General features: G+C 45.3%; 17 protein-coding genes. 3 read left to right on the top strand and 14 right to left on the bottom strand.

Annotated elements, in window-relative coordinates:
• Nucleotides 1-4: 4 nt before the first annotated feature.
• Entirely contained in the window at nt 5-958 is a 954-nt protein-coding gene (gene spoVK / locus QNH15_RS11545; protein WP_129475906.1) for a stage V sporulation protein K, read from the bottom strand.
• Nucleotides 959-1270: 312 nt separating this feature from the next.
• Between spoVK and QNH15_RS11540 the strand changes: the two genes are divergently transcribed.
• Nucleotides 1271-1882, top strand: a complete 612-nt coding sequence (locus QNH15_RS11540) for a YitT family protein (RefSeq protein ID WP_164988864.1) — start codon at nt 1271-1273, stop codon at nt 1880-1882.
• 105 nt (nt 1883-1987) lie between these two features.
• Here QNH15_RS11540 and QNH15_RS11535 read toward each other — a convergent pair whose 3' ends face one another.
• Nucleotides 1988-2563, bottom strand: a complete 576-nt coding sequence (locus QNH15_RS11535) for a YhcN/YlaJ family sporulation lipoprotein (protein WP_283894790.1) — start codon at nt 2561-2563, stop codon at nt 1988-1990.
• Nucleotides 2564-2692: 129 nt separating this feature from the next.
• Here QNH15_RS11535 and QNH15_RS11530 point away from each other — a divergent pair, with 129 nt between their 5' ends.
• Complete coding sequence (locus QNH15_RS11530) at nt 2693-3670, top strand: tyrosine-type recombinase/integrase (RefSeq protein WP_283894789.1); 978 nt, start codon at nt 2693-2695, stop codon at nt 3668-3670.
• Nucleotides 3671-3728: 58 nt separating this feature from the next.
• Here the strand turns inward: QNH15_RS11530 and hfq are convergent, their stop codons facing one another.
• The 7 genes from hfq to miaB form a co-directional block, all read right to left on the bottom strand.
• On the bottom strand, nt 3729-3956 hold the full coding sequence (hfq, locus tag QNH15_RS11525; RefSeq protein WP_061969616.1) for an RNA chaperone Hfq: 228 nt from the start codon (nt 3954-3956) through the stop codon (nt 3729-3731).
• A 14-nt stretch (nt 3957-3970) separates the two neighbouring features.
• Entirely contained in the window at nt 3971-4936 is a 966-nt protein-coding gene (gene miaA, locus QNH15_RS11520; RefSeq protein ID WP_283894788.1) for a tRNA (adenosine(37)-N6)-dimethylallyltransferase MiaA, read from the bottom strand.
• A gap of 123 nt (nt 4937-5059) precedes the next feature.
• Nucleotides 5060-6982 carry a DNA mismatch repair endonuclease MutL gene (mutL, locus tag QNH15_RS11515; RefSeq protein WP_283894786.1) on the bottom strand — a complete coding sequence of 641 codons (1923 nt, stop codon included), beginning with the start codon at nt 6980-6982 and terminating at the stop codon, nt 5060-5062.
• A gap of 13 nt (nt 6983-6995) precedes the next feature.
• A complete protein-coding gene (gene mutS / locus QNH15_RS11510) occupies nt 6996-9575 on the bottom strand; it encodes a DNA mismatch repair protein MutS (RefSeq protein ID WP_283894785.1) in 2580 nt (859 codons plus the stop codon).
• A gap of 130 nt (nt 9576-9705) precedes the next feature.
• Nucleotides 9706-10278 (bottom strand): outer spore coat protein CotE, encoded by a 573-nt coding sequence (cotE, locus tag QNH15_RS11505; RefSeq protein WP_283894784.1) that lies wholly within the window; start codon nt 10276-10278, stop codon nt 9706-9708.
• A 219-nt stretch (nt 10279-10497) separates the two neighbouring features.
• On the bottom strand, nt 10498-10929 hold the full coding sequence (locus tag QNH15_RS11500; RefSeq protein WP_283894783.1) for a YlbF/YmcA family competence regulator: 432 nt from the start codon (nt 10927-10929) through the stop codon (nt 10498-10500).
• A gap of 2 nt (nt 10930-10931) precedes the next feature.
• Entirely contained in the window at nt 10932-12449 is a 1518-nt protein-coding gene (gene miaB, locus QNH15_RS11495) for a tRNA (N6-isopentenyl adenosine(37)-C2)-methylthiotransferase MiaB (protein ID WP_283894781.1), read from the bottom strand.
• 188 nt (nt 12450-12637) lie between these two features.
• Here miaB and QNH15_RS11490 point away from each other — a divergent pair, with 188 nt between their 5' ends.
• The gene (locus tag QNH15_RS11490; protein ID WP_283894779.1) at nt 12638-13831 is read left to right on the top strand and encodes an MFS transporter; all 1194 of its coding nucleotides are present in this window, start codon (nt 12638-12640) and stop codon (nt 13829-13831) included.
• A 27-nt stretch (nt 13832-13858) separates the two neighbouring features.
• Here the strand turns inward: QNH15_RS11490 and QNH15_RS11485 are convergent, their stop codons facing one another.
• The 5 genes from QNH15_RS11485 to rny all read right to left on the bottom strand — a co-directional run bounded on the left by QNH15_RS11485 (nt 13859) and on the right by rny (nt 19570).
• The gene (locus QNH15_RS11485; protein WP_283894777.1) at nt 13859-14725 is read right to left on the bottom strand and encodes a 2-oxoacid:ferredoxin oxidoreductase subunit beta; all 867 of its coding nucleotides are present in this window, start codon (nt 14723-14725) and stop codon (nt 13859-13861) included.
• Entirely contained in the window at nt 14726-16462 is a 1737-nt protein-coding gene (locus tag QNH15_RS11480; protein ID WP_283894776.1) for a 2-oxoacid:acceptor oxidoreductase subunit alpha, read from the bottom strand.
• 289 nt (nt 16463-16751) lie between these two features.
• Nucleotides 16752-17012, bottom strand: coding sequence for a stage V sporulation protein SpoVS (spoVS, locus tag QNH15_RS11475; RefSeq protein ID WP_010193268.1), 261 nt, complete (start codon nt 17010-17012; stop codon nt 16752-16754).
• 134 nt (nt 17013-17146) lie between these two features.
• Nucleotides 17147-17941 carry a TIGR00282 family metallophosphoesterase gene (locus tag QNH15_RS11470; protein WP_283894756.1) on the bottom strand — a complete coding sequence of 265 codons (795 nt, stop codon included), beginning with the start codon at nt 17939-17941 and terminating at the stop codon, nt 17147-17149.
• 60 nt (nt 17942-18001) lie between these two features.
• Nucleotides 18002-19570 carry a ribonuclease Y gene (gene rny / locus QNH15_RS11465; protein ID WP_283894755.1) on the bottom strand — a complete coding sequence of 523 codons (1569 nt, stop codon included), beginning with the start codon at nt 19568-19570 and terminating at the stop codon, nt 18002-18004.
• Between the last annotated feature and the right edge of the window lie 264 nt (nt 19571-19834).

Raw genomic sequence — 19834 nt, 5'->3', positions numbered from 1 at the left:
CATATCAAATTCCTTGTTTCTCTTCCAGATGCAGGTCATCTGCCATGAGTGTCATCAATGATTTTTTGTCCGTCCGTTCCTCTTTTAACAACCGGACCGATTGTTTTCTCACCGCTTTTTCAATAATGTTGCGGATGTACCTTCCATTTGAAAAGGACTTTTCACCGGCCGCACACACGCGCTGCAGGTGCTGCCGCAGCTTCCACTCCGAATCTTTGGCCATGATATACTGCCGTTCGGCAACCATTTTCCGGGAGATTTCCATGAGTTCATCAACCGAGTAATCGGGAAACGTGACCATGATTGGAAATCGTGACGGCAAACCTGGATTCAGTTTCAGGAATCGGTCCATCTCTCCCGAATAACCGGCAAGAATCAGAATAAAATCATGCTGCTGGTCTTCCATCGCTTTTACAAGGGTATCAATCGCTTCTTTCCCAAAATCCTTTTCGCCGCCGCGGGCGAGCGAATAGGCTTCATCAATAAACAAAATCCCGCCCATCGCCTTTTTTAGCAGATCTCTTGTTTTCTGGGCGGTATGACCGATATATTCTCCGACTAGATCGGCACGCTCCACTTCAATCAGATGCCCCTTTGAAAGAACATTCATTTCCAGAAACAGGTTTCCAAGCAAACGGGCTACCGTCGTCTTTCCTGTTCCCGGATTTCCCTTAAACATCATGTGAAGCACTTGTTTTTCAACCTTCAGCCCTTGATTTTCTCTGCATTTATTCACATAAAGCCACGCATAGATTTCCTTAATGAAATTCTTCAGTTCCTCCATGCCAACCAACGACGACATTTCCTGTTCCATTTTTTTTAACGGAAGATGCTTTTCAAGCTGCCGCCCTTCCTTTGGTGCAGAAACAGGCGCGTCTTCCACTTTCTCTCTTTCTGTATTCTGATTCAGGATAATGTTGATCTGGGTCTTCTTTTTAAATGTCATGGAATCATGCAAGAGATTCACCTCTCTTTAGCTGTCTAGAATTAATATACGCATGACATTGTTTATGGGTGACAAATGCCTATCTTTTCCTGCCCTCATTCTAATGTATTCTTGAGAGTGGCAATTATACGGGCTTGGAGAACAACTCGGAATCCCTTAATCTTTATAATTAATTTCGTATTTTTATACAACAAACACGCTATAAATGTTCAGATAAACAGTATTTTCAGAAATTTCAATGTATATTTAAACGAAAAATTGTATTGACTAATATTTCTAGCTATCTTATTGTTGAAATTAGTTGCGAATAAAGGAACGATGAAAATGTATTTTATCAAAAAGGCTTTACTAGTGATTACCGGATTGTTTTTAACCGCTTTCGGGACAAAGCTGCTGACCATTTCCCATCTCACGTTTGGGGGCACAGCTGGCATCTCTACTTTATTAACCTTTTCAACGGGGATTTCCTGGGGCGTTTGGTTTTTTATGATTAACCTTCCCTTCTTTATTTTATCGGTAAAAAGATTGGGAATATTGTTTTCTGTTTACACATTGCTTTGCATCTCTCTGATTTCCATCCTCAGCGGCTTTTTGAAGATTGCTCCGACAAATGGTGTCCATCCGATATTTATTGCTGTTGCAGCTGGATTGATCATTGGAAGCGGAGTGGTGCTCGTCCTCAATAACGGAGCTTCTCTTGGAGGCATCCACATTTTGGCCGTTTATATGGATCAGCATCTTTCCATCAATCGCGGAAAGACACTGTTCATTACCGATTTTCTTATTGTTTTGTCCGCCTCATTGATGGTCGGAATAGTGAACGCACTCTATTCCGTGATCACCATAACGATTGCAAGTTTCCTTGCCGGTAAGTTCAAACCGCAGCAGGGGGCTAAATCGGACGAAAATAATATTCCGGTCGAAGCTTCTCTTTAATCGAAAAATCCCTAAAGTTTTTCTAAAATTGACAAAAACCCCTCAAACTTTTTTGAAAAAGTTTAGGGGTTTTTGTCATTTTCTGCGCTTCTCCGGGAAATAGTTTTATTCGTACACTTGCCTCCCCTGATTGTTGCGCTTCATCCGGTCCATGTCTTTTTGTTCGTTTTTCTTTGCCTGATTGGACGGCGGGACTATTTTGCCGATTAAAATCCCCAGCCTATTGTAAACATCATCCGTATTTAGCGTATCGCCATCATCAATTTTGCGCTGAATCCCCCTCATTTCCTTAATAAGTGCGGGATCAGCTGTAATCGCAGCATTCTTTCCGTGCTCATTGCCTTTTATGTTCTGGTAGACCTTCAACCGCAACCGGTCCTTTTGTTTCTGAGAAAGTTGTTTGTCGGGTGTAATTCCCACGAGCGTATAAATGCCGCTCACAATGACATCTGCTTGTTTCACCCCTGGTACGGTTACTGCCAGATCATGAATTTCCTTCGCATTTTTCGCCTCATAGTTTTTTTCATTCACATTGGGAGCATCATTTTGGGAGTTCGGCAATTTCTTCATGTTGACCTTCGTTGGTGCCTTGTAGTTTTTATCTTGGTCCAGATCCAGTTCTTGTTCTGAACAGCCCGAAATCATGATTACCGCTCCAATGACTAGCAAATAGTTTCGCATGGAATAACCCTCTCTTTTTCATTGTTATGGTTAGTGTTCAATCTTCCACACGCAAATATTCATTTTGTTAATATGTGCCCTTGGAGGTACATATTGGTATAATGAAAAAAACGCCATACGGAGGTTGCTATGTTTCCGCTTATCGATTCCTTGCCGAACTATTCGGCTGTTTATTTAGAAGCATTGGAGAAGAAAGGCAGACAGGAAAGTACCATCAGGCGATATTTTTATGATGTGAATGACTTTTTGGCATGGATGCGTGTCGTCAAAAAAGAGGACAGCTTTTCAGCCTTTCAGTCACTGCAAACCAGAGACTTTCAATTGTATTTTGATTTTTTAATGAACGAGCGCCACTATTCGCTTCGCACACTTCAGCGTGTACTGACAGTGCTCAAGCAGCTCGTCCAGTTTCAGATCGGTTTAGGGAACCTTTCTTTCAATCCGGTAAACGGCGTTGAAATCGGTCCTAAGGATGATCCTTTTTTTACGGAAGAGGACTTTATCACAAATGAAGAGCTCCAGCGGCTGTTTGAAACCGTGCGTTCGTATGAGGGCTTAACGGAAAATCAGCAAAAATACCGTCACATGCTGATCGACCGCAACCAGTCGATTATTACGTTGCTTGCCTGCTATGGATTAACGCTGCATGAGCTCACATCACTCAGAATGAAACATATCAACTTCACAAAAGGGTATGTTCATGTTCCGTCAGAAACGAGCCTTACCCGAGACATACCATTAGAGAAAAATGACCAGATGTTGCTTTATTCTTATTATGAGACCATTCCACAGGCCGTTCGTCCGGCATGGTATTCCAACGACCACTTCCTGGCCGCTTTTGACTATCAGCGGGGAACCTACCGCTGGGTATACAAAACACGTTCCCCAAAACCGCTCACCGAGATTGCGGTACAAAAAATGATCCGGCTTGAAATCCAAAGATCCGGTTTGCGCAAGGGGATATCGGCGCAGCATCTGAGGAGAACGTGCATTCTGAATGATGTAAAGGCAGGACTTGATTTTGAAATCATGAAAACCAAATACGGATTCAAATCTCCCCTAAGCCTCCGCCGATACTATGATTATCTTCAGGCCATACCAACATAAAAAAAACCTTGCTGAACGTTCAGCAAGGTTTTTTTTCAGTTCCCAACGTACCTATGTATCAATTTTCAGCCGGCAGCTCCACCGGACGATGAGGTGTGAAAGTTGAGATGGCATGTTTGTATATTAAGTGTTGTTTTCCTTCTGATTCCAGGATGACCGTAAAGTTATCGAACCCTTTCACCAGCCCTTTAAGTTGAAAACCATTTAGTAAATATACAGTCACATAGATATTTTCTCGTCGTAATTGGTTCAAATACTGATCCTGGATATTGATCGCTTGCTTCATGTATACAGTCCTCCTCATTTGCCATTAGAATAGTCATTCGACAAGTTCTTTTCTTTTCCTTCTACAAATAATCTGATTTCATTAAATTTCTCGTAAAAGTTTAAAGCGGACATATCAAACCATTGAACATCCATTTGATTTCTGAACCAGGTGTACTGGCGCTTGGCATATCGTCTAGAATTCCGCTTCAAAAGTTCGACAGCTTCTTCTAACGTCATACGCCCATCAAGATATTCATAGATCTCTTTATAGCCGATTGCCTGAACCGATTGGCAGTCCCGGACCCCTTCTCGATATAAACGCTCCGCTTCTGCCAAGAGTCCCTGGGACATCATTTGATCCACACGTTCATTGATTCGTTCATACAACAGGCTGCGTTCCATCGAAAGTCCGATTAAGCGTAAATCGTAAGGACTCTCTTGAGATTGTTCCTGCTCCTTGAGTGTCTCTGTCATCGTTTTTCCTGTTACATGATAGATTTCAAGCGCACGGATTACCCTTCTCACATTGTTTGGATGGATGCGAGTTGCACTCTCCGGATCTTTTTCCTGCAAAATGGCGTATAGCCAGTCCGCGCCTTTTTCTGAAAGCAGATCCTCAAGCTTTTCGCGGTAATGTTCATCGCCGGATGCGGTTGAAAACATATATTTATGGGTGACCGAACGGATATACAACCCGGTGCCCCCGACAATAATGGGCAATTTACCGCGCTTGTTGATATCCGTAATACAGGTTTTAGCCAGTTCCTGGAATTCTGCCGCAGAAAAAGAATCACATGGATCTTTTATATCAATCAAGTGATGCGGAATACCTTCCATCTCATCTTTTGAAATTTTCGCCGTCCCGATGTCCATGCCCCTGTAGATCTGCATGGAATCCCCGCTGATCACCTCACCGTTCAACGCTTTAGCCAGTTCTATTCCGGTTTTTGTTTTACCGACCGCCGTGGGACCGACAATTACAATCAATCGTTCTTTCATAAAAACTCCTATCAATCGTCAATTGATTTTAACTCTGTTTCTTCCTATCATATACGAAAACTCTCAAAAAACCAAAAGGGTAAAAAACCGGTGCCTTTATAAATGAAGCACCGGTTTTTGGGATTACATGACGCGCTTAAACATCTTTTCCATTTCATAGGTTGAAAAGTGCACGATGATTGGCCGGCCATGTGGACATGTATAAGGATCTTCACTCTTTCGGAGTGTCTCAAGCAGCGAGAATATTTCATCATTGCGCAGATGATGATTGGCTTTAATGGAGCCTTTGCACGACATCATAATCGCTGCTTTTTCACGTAATTTTTTAATATCCGCCTTTTTATCTTTTAATACCTGACCGATAAGGTCTTCAATGCTTTCCTGTTCATAGCCTGACGGAAACCATTGAGGGTGAGCTTTAACAATGAATGTACCCGATCCAAAGGGTTCAAGAAAAACCCCCACCTGCTCAAGAGCTTCAAGGTTGTCATTAATCGTCAGCGCTTCTTTGCTTGTAAACTGAAAGGTGAGCGGGATCATCAGCTCCTGCAGCTCTGATGCGACCTGTCCTACTTTTTCTCTGAAAAATTCATATTTGATCCGTTCCTGTGCCGCATGCTGGTCGATAAGATACATGCCTTCTTCATTCTGAGCAATGATATAGGTTCCATGCATTTGCCCGATCGGATACATGACAGGGATTTTTTCATTCTTTTCCTCCGGTTGTTCATTTGGCTTTACCACCGGTTCCGGTTCAAATGAGGGTGCTTCTTCCTGTATAAATGGTTCTTCAAGGATGTCTGCTTCGGAAGCCTTTTCCACCTTAGAAATGGAGTCGAATGCCGGGATTGTGGCCGGCTGGACCGGGCTGAAACCTGCTGGTTCTTCCTGCAGCTTTGCTGTTCCGTTCCATACTTGAGCCTTTTCAGGAGTATCTGCTTCTTCAATGATGGTGTTCGTGTTCCCCGGAGAAGATAACCGGTGTTCAAACGAAAAGGATCCTTGTTCTGAGTAATCCTTTTGCGGTTTCCGTTCAATCCCAACCGGTTCGGGAATCAGCCTGAGGGACCGAAGTACGTTTCTCACTTCTTCTTCAATGAGACCGGTGAGCTCCGGTTCTTTGCTCAACCTGGCTTCCAGCTTGGAAGGATGAACGTTTACATCAATAATGGACGGGTCCATTGTGATGGACAGAGAAACAACCGGATGCCTGCCAATCGGCAAGAGTGTATGATACGCCTGCTGGATGGCACGCTGGACATTGTAATTTTTGATATATCGGCCGTTCATGAACAAGGAAACATAATTTCTTGAAGCTCTTGTTATTTCCGGTTTTGCAATATAACCATTGATTTCATAGTCCAGGGATTTGGCGGACACCGGGACCATGTTTCTGGCAACGTTCATTCCGTAAACGGCTGCGATGACATTTAACACATTCCCGTTGCCATTCGTGTTTAATATATCGCGTCCATTATGGCGCAGTCGGAATGAGATTTCCGGATGGCCCATCGCCAGCCGGTTGATCACATCTGAAATGTTTCCAAGCTCTGTATTGATCGTCTTCATGTGCTTCAGTCTGGCCGGTGTATTATAAAATAAATGGCGGACGGTAATGTCAGTTCCTTTTCTCGCGTTAGTGGAAGAAAGAGACTGAACCTCTCCATTTACCAGCACAAGTGTTGTCCCCGGTCCATTTCCTGTTCCTGTACTCATTTCCATATGGGAAACAGAAGCGATGGAGGGCAACGCTTCTCCACGAAAGCCCATTGTGCGGATCTGAAACAGGTCCTGCTCTTCTTTTATTTTACTCGTGGCGTGCCGGCTGAAGGCAAGCTTGCAGTCCTCGGGTTCAATGCCGTCCCCATTGTCAATGATCCGAATGAGAGAGAGTCCTCCCTCTTCCAGTTCGATTTCAATGCGGGTAGAGTGGGCATCGATTGAATTTTCCACAAGTTCCTTCACGACTGATGCAGGGCGCTCAACGACCTCACCCGCCGCAATTTTATTGGATAGGTGATCGTCCAGTTGGATAATTTTTCCCACTTGATCGTCTCCTTTATTTCACTTTCTTTTGCAGTTTAAACAACGCATTCATTGCATCGAGAGGTGTCATCTCCAAGAGATTCAGAGATTTCAACTCTTGCTCCACCACTGAAGTTTCCCTCTTTTTGCTGGAATGGGTTTCTTCAGCAAACAGACTTAGCTGGGTGTCCTCTTCCGCTACCTTATCAATCTCTTTTACTGCTTTTTTAGGAGAATGGTCGAAGGATTCGAAATCCAGCAAAATTTCTTTCGCCCGTTCGATGACGCCTGTTGGCAATTCTGCCAGCTGCGCGACATGAATACCAAAGCTTTTGTCGGCTTGGCCATCGATAACTTTATGAAGGAACACCAAATTCCCTTGCTCCTCAATCGCTGACACATACACGTTTTTCAATGAATCAAGTTCGGATTCCAGTACGGTCAATTCATGATAATGGGTGGAAAACAGCGTCTTGGCTCCGATATGGTGATGAATGTATTCAACGATGGACTGTGCCAAGGCCATTCCGTCATAGGTAGATGTTCCTCTTCCGATTTCATCCAGCAGAATGAGGCTTTCGCTCGTTGCTTTTTTCAAGGCGTACCGCGTTTCAAGCATTTCCACCATAAATGTACTTTGCCCGCCTACCAGGTCATCCGCCGCTCCAATCCGGGTGAAAATTTGGTCGAAAAGCGGGAGCTCTGCCTGATCGGCTGGTACGAAGCAGCCGATCTGCATCATGATGGCGGTCAGTGCCAGTTGTCTCATGTACGTGCTTTTTCCGGCCATGTTCGGTCCTGTTATCAGCAGCATGGACCGATCGGAGTTTAAACTAATATCATTGGGCACGTACTCTTGGGCGTCCATCACCTTTTCCACCACCGGATGGCGGCCGTTGATGATTTCCACGTGGTTGGAATCTGAAATAACCGGCTTCACATAGCGCTGCTCCTCACTGACTGTGGCAAACGCCTGAAGGACGTCAATTTCACTAAGCTGTTTGGCCAGCTCCTGAAGGGACTGGATATAGCTTTTTACGTGTTCTCTTACCTGTAAAAACAAATCATATTCGAGCGCAATCATCTTTTCCTCAGCTTCAAGAATAAGACGCTCTTTTTCTTTAAGATCCGGTGTAACAAACCGCTCAGCATTGGCAAGCGTCTGCTTTCGCTCATAGCGGCCTTCCGGGATCAGCGAAAGGTTGGACCGGGTAACTTCTATAAAATATCCAAAGATCCGGTTGTAGCCGATCTTTAGAGATTTGATTCCCGTTTCATTTCGTTCTCTTTGTTCAAGGGAAGCAATCCATGCTTTTCCGTTCACACTGGCATCCCGATATGTATCCAGTTCTTCATGGTAACCATCTTTAATGATTCCTCCTTCTTTGATAGAAAGAGGGGGATCGTCATGCAGCGAACGCTCAAGATAGTCAAATAAATCTTCGTGCAAATCCATCTTATATGAAATCTCGAGGCTGTATGGATTTTTCAGCTGTGAGAGACTCTGTTTGATTCCCGGCACGCTTCCAAGAGTATGCTTTAATTGAATCAGGTCGCGTGCTGTAATGTTCCCGAACGACACTTTTCCTGCCAGCCGCTCCAGGTCATACACTTTTTTTAGCTGGTCGCGAAGCTCCTGCCGGACGAAAAACTCCTGCATCAGTTCTTCCACTACCCCAAGCCGCTGTTTGATCCGTTCTGGTATAAGCAGAGGCTGTTCAATCCATTGTTTCAGTCTTCGGCTTCCCATCCCTGTTACTGTACGGTCAAGAAGCCATAACAAAGAACCTTTCTTGCCTTTTGCCCTGTTCGTTTCCACCAGCTCCAGGTTTCGTTTCGAGAAGCTGTCTAGCTTCATGTATTCATTGAGATGCTGAACACTGACCGGCTGAATATGATCCAATGCCCGTTTTTGGGTGTGCAGCAAATAGTGAAACAAACGTCCGCATGCTTCCTTCAGTAGCGGACTTTCATTTTCCCCGAGTAAATGCGCAAAGGGATCGGGTACTTCCCCCTCATCCTGAATGGAGCTTGTGATCTGATAACGAAGCCGGAGTGGTTCGGCAATCTCTTCAAAAACCGGAGCAGACAATATAACTTCCCGTGCATGAAGGGCCTGTACCTCCTGAAGCAGCGTGGTGGAGTCTCCCCTGAACTGATAGCCTTTCAGTTCACCGGTGGACAAGTCATTCAACACAATGCTGTATTCTTCCTCGCCGCAGGCAACCGCGGCGATAAAATTATTTTCCGTTTCTTTGAGAAGGTTGTGATCCATGACCGTTCCCGGTGTAATGATTTGTATCACTTCCCGTTTCACGACTCCTTTTGCCGCTTTCGGGTCTTCCACCTGCTCGCAGATGGCCACTTTATGGCCTGCTTCCACGAGCTGTTTAATATAGTTGGCGGCAGAATGGTGGGGCACGCCACACATTGGAATGCGGTCGGACGTTCCGCCGTCTCTGCTTGTCAGTGTAATTTCAAGGAACTGAGATGCCTTCACCGCATCCTCAAAAAACATTTCATAAAAATCACCGAGCCTGAAAAATAAAAAAGCGTCCCGGTGCGACGATTTGATTTTTAAATACTGCTGCATCATGGGAGTATATTGGGCCATGCTTTCACCTAACTTCTAAGTACTTTTTTCAATAGTTCATTATAGCATAGTACGATTGCGAAGACTCAAGAAAACAAATCCTTTCCCACAATAAAAAAGCAAGGAAGAAGGCCCCTTCTTCCTTGTGCTTTTATTCCTCCAGTTCGCCCATGAAGAACTGGTCGATATCTTCAACATCCTCATCGTCGAGCCCGTAATCCCAATCCTTATCTTCCCACTCATCTGGCTTGGCATCGGAGTTGACATAAACACATACCTTCGTTTCGCCAATCACATCACACACAAATTCCCGTTCACACTGAATGACCACACGGCTGCCGTTCGGTGAAATGGTGCATTCGAGCGTGTTCGGGGCCTGAATGCAGCGTGCAGATACCTCAAGTTCCTTGCCCGTGGCATGTTCATCTTTTGTACTCAGAATAATTTCATCCTTATAGCCCACGGTTTCCGTGCATACTTCCGTTTTGGTGTTATTGTTGTATGAATACCAAATGTTTACATCATATCTGCCTTCCACTGTCACGCTGTCATCCGCCGACCTGGTAGCTTTATAGGTATGATTGATGATCCAGCTTCCCAGAATGCTCGTCGGTTTATGACTCGGAGTGATCGTATGTGTCGACTGAGAGAATTTCCGTCCCTTGCCGCATACAGCTTTGCAGATTATCTCTCTGTAATTCAGATCTTGATCTATGTTGGCCATAGACTTAACCCCTCCTCTTCCAATCTTCATTTCATCCTATGCAGGGCGAATGACTAGTGTGCTAACTATTTTTTTTATGAATCCCGTTAATACAGTTTATGTAAGATGCCCAGATGGTGACCTGTTTTTTAAAATTTTTATATTAATAATACGGTACGTGAAATTTAAAAAAGCATAAAAAAAGACCAAGAGAATGTTAGCTTCTCCTGGTCTTGCGCCTTAATGGCATCCGCAGTTGCCGCTTGCGCAGCTTTCAGCTGATCCGGTGGTTCCTTTTAACTGGTCTCCGCCGGTCGATTCGATGATCTCGTCGGTAACTGTATTGGAAATCGTATGAGACACCATCTGTAATATGTCATTCACATCCGCTTGTGACTGCTTGAATTCCTGAACAACCGGAATGCTGTCCATTTCTGCCATAAGGGAGTCAATCTTGGCTTCCATATCTTTATGTGCTTCATGCTTGCCATAATGCTGAAGATTGACGGCTTCTTTTTGTAATTGCTTAATCCGGGCAACCAATGTAGATACATTGCTGTTTTCATTAATTTGCTGTTCCGCCCTTTTGAAAAAATCCACTTCTTCGGTTTGAGCAATCATTTCCGCCAATTCTTTTGCTTTGTCTAAAATATCACTTTTTGTATAGCTCATCCTTAAACCACTCCCGCCTTTTCGTCTGCTAGATCACCGCTTAATGTCCACGTTTTTGCATCCGTAATATGGACTTTAACAATCTTTCCAATCAAATGCTTCGGCCCTCTGAAGTTTACTACTTTATTGGAGGCCGTATGACCGGACAGGACATCCGGATTCTTCTTGCTTTCCCCTTCAACGAGTACCTCGACCACCGTGTCAAGATAAGCCTGGTTCTTGCGGAGGGAAATTTCATTCAGGACGGCATTCAAACGCTGCAGTCTGTCCTTTTTCACTTCATGCGGCACATTATCCTTCATCTTCGCTGCAGGTGTCCCCTCCCTTGGTGAGTAGATGAACGAATAGGCTGCGTCAAATTCCACTTCTTTTACAAGAGATAAGGTGTCCTGAAACTGTTCTTCAGTTTCGTTTGGAAACCCGACAATAATGTCTGTCGTAAATGAAGCATTCGGGATCGCATTCTTGATTTTGCCCGCCAGCTCAAGGAAATGTTCACGGGTGTATTTTCTGGCCATGAGCTTTAAAATATCACTGTTCCCGTGCTGGACTGGCAGGTGAATATGTTCTACAAGGTTTCCTCCCTTGGCGAGCACTTCGATCAGATGGTCATCAAAGTCACGGGGATGACTGGTAGTAAACCGGACTCTCGGGATATCGATTTTACGGATTTCATCCATAAGATCACCGAGGCCGTATTCTATGTCCTCAAAGTCTTTACCGTACGCATTGACGTTCTGCCCGAGCAGTGTGACTTCCTGATAGCCGTTCCGGGCCAGGTGCCTTACTTCCTCGATAATATCCTCCGGACGGCGGCTTCGTTCCTTTCCACGGGTATACGGAACGATGCAGTACGTACAGAACTTGTCACAGCCGTACATGATGTTGACCCAGCCCTGAATGTTGCCTTTGCGCACACGCGGGAGGTTCTCTACGATATCTCCCTCTTTGGACCACACTTCCACGACACGCTCTTTGGAAAAGTAGGCTTCTTTTACAATTTGAGGCAGTCTGTGGATGTTATGGGTACCGAAGATCATGTCCACCTGATCATACGTTTTAAGAAGCTTGTTCACGACTGATTCTTCCTGGGACATGCAGCCGCACACCCCGATTAAAAGATCGGGATTTTCAACCTTCATCGGTTTTAAGTGGCCCAGTTCACCAAACACTTTGTTTTCCGCATTTTCCCGGATGGCACAGGTGTTCAGCAAAATCAAGTCAGCTTCCCTCATGTCTGTTGTTGCTTCATAACTCATATCGGACAGGATGCCGGCCATGACCTCGGTGTCATGTTCATTCATCTGGCAGCCGTATGTTCTGATATAGAATTTTTTTCCGGCACCGATTTTTTTCAAGTCTTCATCCACGGCAAAATCTTTTACGATGTTAATTTGTTCTTTTCCGCGTTTCTTCGCGTCCTTCAATGACGGAGGCTGATAGGTTGTCTGAAAATAGCTCGCATAATCCTTCGTCGTTTTTTCTTTATCTTTCGCAGGTGTTGATCCTGGTTGATTCACTGCAATTCCTCCCTAAACGTTCTGGGGCCGTTTCTTTCATAACTTCAATATTATAACAGACTTCCTGCTCAAAAGGAATGTTTGCCATGGTAATGCTCTTGTATTTAACCATACTTATATTTCACTTTATTAATAAACAGGAGTAAAATAGAATCAGATACTTTGCAAACGAAAGAGATGATGGTTTTATGTACTGGAAACGCTCCCTACGGATCCTCTGGCCGGCCAATTTTCTCATTGCGGCCGGCATGAGTCTGATCATCCCCTTCTTACCCCTTTATATCGAAAAGCTTGGCGTTCATAACCTCCAGCAGGTGGAGCATTGGACCGGCTGGATTTTTTCAGCCCAATTTATTACCTCTTTCTTGTTTCAGCCGCTCTGGGGCTCGCTTGCCGACCGCTACGGACGAAAAGCCATGCTCATCCGCTCTGCGATCGGAATGGGAGCTATTACTGCATTGATGGGCTTTGCCACCGGGCCGGGCCAGCTGTTGATTCTGCGCCTGATCAACGGTTTGTTTTCGGGCTTTATTTCCATGAGCATCTCCCTTCAAGCCTCCGTTACGCCTGATGAGCACGCCGGCAAATCGCTGGGCACCCTGCAAACGGGCCAGATCGTCGGAACCCTTGTCGGTCCTTTAATCGGTGGCTTTTTATCGGAAGTGTTCGGCTTTGAAGGCGTCTTTTTCGTAACGGGCGGGCTCACTTTGATCGCCGGCCTGGTCGTTCTGTTTCTCATTCATGAAGATGTAACCGTGAAAACGAAAAAGGGTCAAAAGCAGAAAAAGGAATACAAAGCATTGCGACCGCTTTTTCCTGTTTTTATTGCGGCTGCCATTACTCAGCTCGCCATGATGAGCATTCAGCCGATTATCACACTTTACACGAGAACGATTTATCACGGCCAGCATTTAACCCTGATTGTTGGTTTGATCAGTGCGGTAACCGGGATCGCCAACCTCATTGGTTCACCCATACTGGGAAGGATCGGTGATAAAATCGGCCAGCGAAAGGTGCTCATTTTCTCCCTGATCATGGCCGCCCTCGCTTTTCTGCCGCAAGTCCTGGCCACCAACGTCAAGGTGCTTCTTGCAGGAAGGTTTCTGCTCGGCCTCTTTATCGGTGGGATGATTCCTTCGTTAAATGTACTTGTAAAAAAACTCGCTCCCGCTCATCTTCAGGCGACAGCATTCGGTCTCAGTTCATCGGCACGCTTTCTCGGAAATCTGCTGGGCCCGCTGCTCGGCACCTTTATTGCAGCCACCTATAATATTAAAGACATCTTTTACATTACGATGATCTTTCTCTTGATCAACATGGTTTCCATCGCAAGAAACAAAAAGCTCCGTCTGGCGCTTTCACAGCAAAAAAAGGCATCCTGAACATTGTTCAGGATGCCTTTTCTTTTTTTACATAAATTCCGCGAGCAACTCATTGAATTTCTGCTCATCCATTTTGAGGTCAGCATGAGCGAGTGCGTCCTGGCTGTAGCCGTGAGCCAATTCCTGGTAGGATGGCTTCTGTGTGTTTTGATAGATGATTCCCTTGACCAGTCCGTCATGCTCCATTAAGGTTTGCATGGCCTGCATACGGTTGGAAGAATCATATCCTTCGATCGTATCAAGACTGGTTAAGTGCTCTTTAAACCAGTCATACGTGTTCACTTTATTGTATGTCACACAAGGCGAGAATACATTAATCAGGGAGAACCCTTTGTGCTCGATACCTTTTTGAATGATCGCAGTCAATTCTTTTAAATCACTGGAAAAGCTCTGTGCAACAAAAGTGGCGCCTGCGGTAAGGGCAAGCTCCATGATTCCGATGGCTGATTCCACAGAACCTTCTGGTGTACTTTTCGTCTTAAAGCCTTCAGCAGATCGCGGAGACGTTTGCCCTTTGGTTAATCCGTAAATTTGATTGTCCATAACGATGTACGTGACATCAATGTTTCGGCGGATCGCATGAACGGTATGGCCCATACCGATGGCAAATCCATCGCCGTCACCACCGGAAGCAATAACGGTCAGGTCACGGTTTGCCATTTTAACGCCCTGAGCAATCGGCAGCACGCGTCCATGGATGCCATGGAAGCCATAGGATTTGATATAACCGGAAATACGTCCGGAACAGCCGATACCGGAAATGACAGCGAGATCATCCGGCTCAAGACCGACGTTGGCTGCTGCCCGCTGTATGGATGCCTGAACGGAGAAATCTCCGCAGCCGGGACACCAATTCGGTTTTACTGAGTTTCTGAATTCTTTAAACGTCGCCACTTAAACCAGCTCCTTGCATTTATTGAAAACTTCCGATGGAAGGAAAGGATTACCATCATATTTCAAGATGCTTTCAATCTTTTCGTGTGATCCAAGGTTCATCTTGAGAATGTTGGCAAGCTGACCTGTTGCGTTATTTTCGATAACAGCTACTTTTTTCGCTGAATCCACCAATTCTTTCATTTCTTTAAGCGGGAACGGATGAATCAGGCGAAGGTGTGCATGGTTCACCTTAAGTCCTTCTGCTTCCAGAAGAGGAATGATTTCTTCAATCACACCCCGGGTGGAATTAAAACCAACGAGCAGCAGGTCCGCTTCCTCATTCGGCGTGTATTTAACGACTGGTGTATTGAATGTTAAATTCTTAAGCTTTCTCAAGCGTTTATCCATTTGCTTCAGGCGGTTGGCTGCCACCTCGGAAGGCTTGCCCGTCTCATCGTGCTCTACCCCGGTTACGTGATGAATACCGTTTTTCATCCCAGGGATGACACGCGGCGAAACGCCTGATTCTGTTACTTCATATCGTTTGAAATAACCGCCTTCCACTTCAGGAAGCTCAGCGTTCAGGTCCAGTGCGCCGCGGCGAATTTCCACTTTTCCAAAGTCAAGCGGTTCAACGGACTGCTTGCCGAGTGAAAGCTGAAGATCGGTCAAAAGAATAACAGGACATTGATATTCTTCGGCAATATTTAGTGCTTCCACTGCATCATAAAAGGCTTCCTCTGCGGTACTTGGCGCCATAACGACCTTTGGAATTTCACCATGAGTACCGTAAATCATAGCCATCAAGTCGGACTGTTCCTGTTTGGTAGGAAGTCCTGTACTCGGGCCTCCGCGCTGCGTATCGACGATTACGAGCGGCGTTTCGGTCATGCCAGCAAGACCGATAGATTCCATCATGAGGGACAAGCCCGGTCCTGCAGAAGAAGTAACTGTACGAACACCGGCATAGTTCGCGCCGATTGCCATTGTGGCTGCCGCAATCTCATCCTCTGTCTGAATAACAGTTCCGCCAAACTGGGGAAGCTTTTTAATCAGGTATTCCATAATTTCAGACGCCGGTGTAATCGGATAAGCAGACATGAAACGCACGCCACCTGCCACAAAACCAAGAGCGATCGCATCATTGCCAATCATAAACATCCGTTTTTGACCATCCGCCTTGTTCAACTGGAAGCCTGCAAGAGGTCCGCCGGCTGCCTCCATAAAGTAAGCCGCACCCCTTCGGATGGCTTCCATGTTCTTTTCAACGACTTTAGCGCCTTTTCGTAAAAAGATTTCTTCCACTACTTCGGTATAAGCTTCAGCGGGAAGATCAAGAACCGCACTGGTTGCCCCGATGGCTACCATGTTTTTCATGAGCGATGTTCCGAGCTCATTGGCAATCTCCGTAAACGGCACGGAAAAAAGCCTGACCTTTGATCCTTCTGGTACGACCGGATTGAATTTAGCATCACCGATGACGACACCGCCGTCCCGCATTTCATGTATATTAACATCGATCGTTTCCTGGTCAAATGCGACAAGAATATCCAGATCATCGGAAATCGATCTGGTTTGCTTTGTGCTGACGCGGATTTTATTATTCGTATGGCCGCCTTTAATTCGAGAAGAAAAGTGCCGGTAGCTGTAGAGATAGTATCCAAGCCGGTTTAAGGCCATGGCAAAAATTTCACCGGTACTGTCGATTCCTTCCCCTTGCTGTCCGCCAACTTTCCAGGAAAGTTGATCAATCATGTACTCCACCCCTTCTATTCTTTTCATCCGTATACTCATCCACAGCTTCATTGGAGAAATAAAAATAAATCTCAATGTATAAAAATACGCTCTTTTCCTGTCGAAAATAAGCGCGCTGATTCTTGAGATGGGTATCAGTTTGTGTGTTTAAATATGTACTAAACGCTTACAATTCTAGCTCTATCTTCGGAAAAAAGCAAGTATTCTTGGAAATAAATCCAGGACCCATCCGTGAAAAAGGCCTGTTCACATGAATTCATGCAAACAGGCCAGTCCATGGTTTTTTCAATTATCGAGGTTCCACGATCAACTTGATCGCAGTCCGTTCCTCTCCATCGATCAGAATATCCGTAAAAGCAGGAATACAAATGAGGTCGACTCCGCTGGGTGCTACAAATCCTCGTGCAATGGCTACTGCCTTAACGGCTTGGTTTAATGCACCTGCCCCAATTGCCTGTATTTCAGCCCCTCCACGTTCACGAAGGACTCCGGCAAGCGCACCAGCTACAGAATTAGGGTTGGATTTTGCTGAAACTTTTAATATTTCCATTAATTTGTACCTCCTTAGAGATCTGATACCAATTCTACTATATTCATTGGTAAGAGCCCGTATTCCTGCAGATGGAAAAGTTTCATTCAGATCAATGAGCCTGAGCGTGTATATACGGCATGACGATTCGCCTCTTATTCAAAAAACGGATGGTCATCGTTAATAAGAATGGTCTTGATACTTTTGGCTTTTCCAGTTGCAGGATCACACTCTATTAATACGCCACTTAACTGTTCCCGTCCGGAAGATACTTCAAACCTTACCGGTAAACTGGTAACAAACTTTTTTATCACCGCTTCCCGGTCCATACCAAGGATTCCGTCATAGGGGCCGGTCATGCCGACATCGGTCAAATAAGCCGTTCCTTCCGGCAAGATCCGCTGATCGGCGGTTTGAACGTGTGTGTGGGTTCCGACAACCGCCGTCACCTTGCCATCCAAAAACCATCCCATTGCTTGTTTTTCACTGGTTGCCTCTGCATGGAAGTCCACAAAGATAATAGGCGTCCGTTTGCGCATATCGCGGATCAGCTCTTCGGCTGTTTCAAACGGGCAATCGAGGGGTGGCAGGAAGGTTCTTCCCTGCAGATTGATTATACCAACCTCAAGCTGGTTCATCTTTAAAATTGCGGAACCACTGCCCGGTGTCCCCTCCGGAAAGTTGGCCGGACGGACAAGCTGGGGAGTCGTATCAATAATTTCAAAGATCTCTTTATTGTCCCACGCATGGTTGCCAAGGGTAATCGCCTGGGCTCCCGCTTCAAATATTCCTTTTACGATTTTGCCGGTAATTCCTCTGCCATGGGCCGCGTTTTCACCATTTACAATGGTGACAAGCGGCTGGTACTTACGTTTCAGCTTCGGCAGGTACATATCGATCATCTTTCTTCCCGGGGCCCCTACAACATCCCCTATGAATAAAATCTTCATCAGGCTCTCCTTTTTCATTCAACCTCTGCATAAAAACAAAATAAAGTGGTTTTCACCACTTTATTTTGCGTACTCAACTGCTCTTGTTTCCCGAATGACTGTAACTTTAATATGTCCCGGATAATCCAGTTCATTTTCAATTTTTTTCGTAATATCGCGTGCCAGACGGTAAGAAGCCACATCATCGATTAAATCAGGTTTAACCATGATTCGGATTTCTCTTCCTGCCTGAATGGCGAAAGATTTTTCCACGCCGTCGAAGGATTCGGAGATCTCTTCGAGTTTTTCCAAACGGCGAATGTACGTTTCAAGCGTTTCACGGCGTGCGCCCGGCCTTGCTGCCGATAATGCATCAGCTGCGGCTACAAGCGTCGCAATGATGGACGTTGGTTCTGTATCACCATGGTGGGATGCAATTGAATTGATCACCACTGGATGTTCTTTGTACTTTGTCGCCAATTCCACGCCGATATCCACGTGGCTGCCTTCCACCTCATGGTCAATGGCTTTTCCGATGTCATGAAGCAAGCCTGCACGGCGTGCCAAATGAACATCTTCTCCAATTTCTGCAGCCATCAGCCCGGTAAGGTAGGCCACTTCCGTTGAATGCTTCAACACGTTCTGACCATAGCTTGTACGATATTTCAATCGGCCTAAAATCTTTATCAAGTCAGGGTGAAGGCCATGAACACCTACTTCAAATGTAGTCTGTTCACCGACTTCACGGATGTATTCATCCACTTCACGGCGGGATTTCTCCACCATTTCTTCAATGCGCGCCGGGTGAATCCTTCCATCCTGGACCAGCTTATCAAGCGCCAGACGGGCAATTTCCCGACGGATCGGGTCGAATCCTGAAAGAATTACCGCTTCAGGTGTATCATCGATGATCAAATCAATACCTGTGAGCGTTTCCAGTGTTCGTATGTTTCGCCCTTCACGCCCGATGATCCGTCCCTTCATCTCATCATTTGGCAGGTTAACGACGGAAACCGTCGTTTCAGCAACGTGGTCAGCCGCACAGCGTTGGATCGCCAGAGAAAGAATTTCTTTCGCTTTCTTGTCTCCTTCTTCCTTGGCACGGTTTTCCATATCTTTCACCATCATAGCCATTTCGTGTGAAACTTCGTTTTCCACTTCTCCCATGATGATCAGCTTTGCTTCTTCACGTGTAAAGCCGGATATGCGTTCCAATTCTTTTTGCTGCTCTCTGAGCAGCTCCTCCACTTTGCTTTCAATCTCTTCAATTTGTCGTTGTTTTTTGGTGAGAGACTCCTCGCGTTTTTCCAATGATTCCTCTTTTTTATCAAGAGTCTCACTTTTTCTGTCCAGAATCTCTTCTTTTTGAACCAATCGTTGTTCTTGTCTTTGAAGCTCATTTCTGCGATCTCGAATTTCGCGCTCTGCTTCTGTTCTGAGCTTATGGATTTCATCTTTTGCTTCAAGCAGCGCTTCCTTCTTGCTGGCTTCACCGTCTCGTTTTGCATCTTCGACGATTTGGGCTGCAGCATTTTCAGCGCTCGAAATTTTCGCTTCGGCGATCTTTTTCCTAACAAGATATCCGACAACTGCACCGACACCTGCTGAGACAAGCAAACTGGAGATGAAGACAATAAATGTTGTTTCCATGTTTCCACCTCCTCTTGCTATCTACTTTTTGTACTGGGTCATAAGCATCATTCGTGTAACAAAGTGTTGTGCACTAGTCATGCCATTCTCAATTTAAGCTCATATCATTTAATTTCGAGTGAAATCAAAGTATATCTCCATTTTATAAACTACAGCCCGTTATGTCAAGAGATGTCAAATCACCTATAATAAATCTTCCTTATGAAATTCGCAAGTTTTAATTCCTTCCAATCTGCAAAATCTGCACACGACCGTTTTTAACAT

The sequence above is a fragment of the Fictibacillus enclensis genome, assembly GCF_030123385.1.
GTDB classification, from domain to species: Bacteria; Bacillota; Bacilli; order Bacillales; family Fictibacillaceae; genus Fictibacillus_C; species Fictibacillus_C enclensis.
This window is presented reverse-complemented; position numbering and strand designations above follow the sequence as displayed.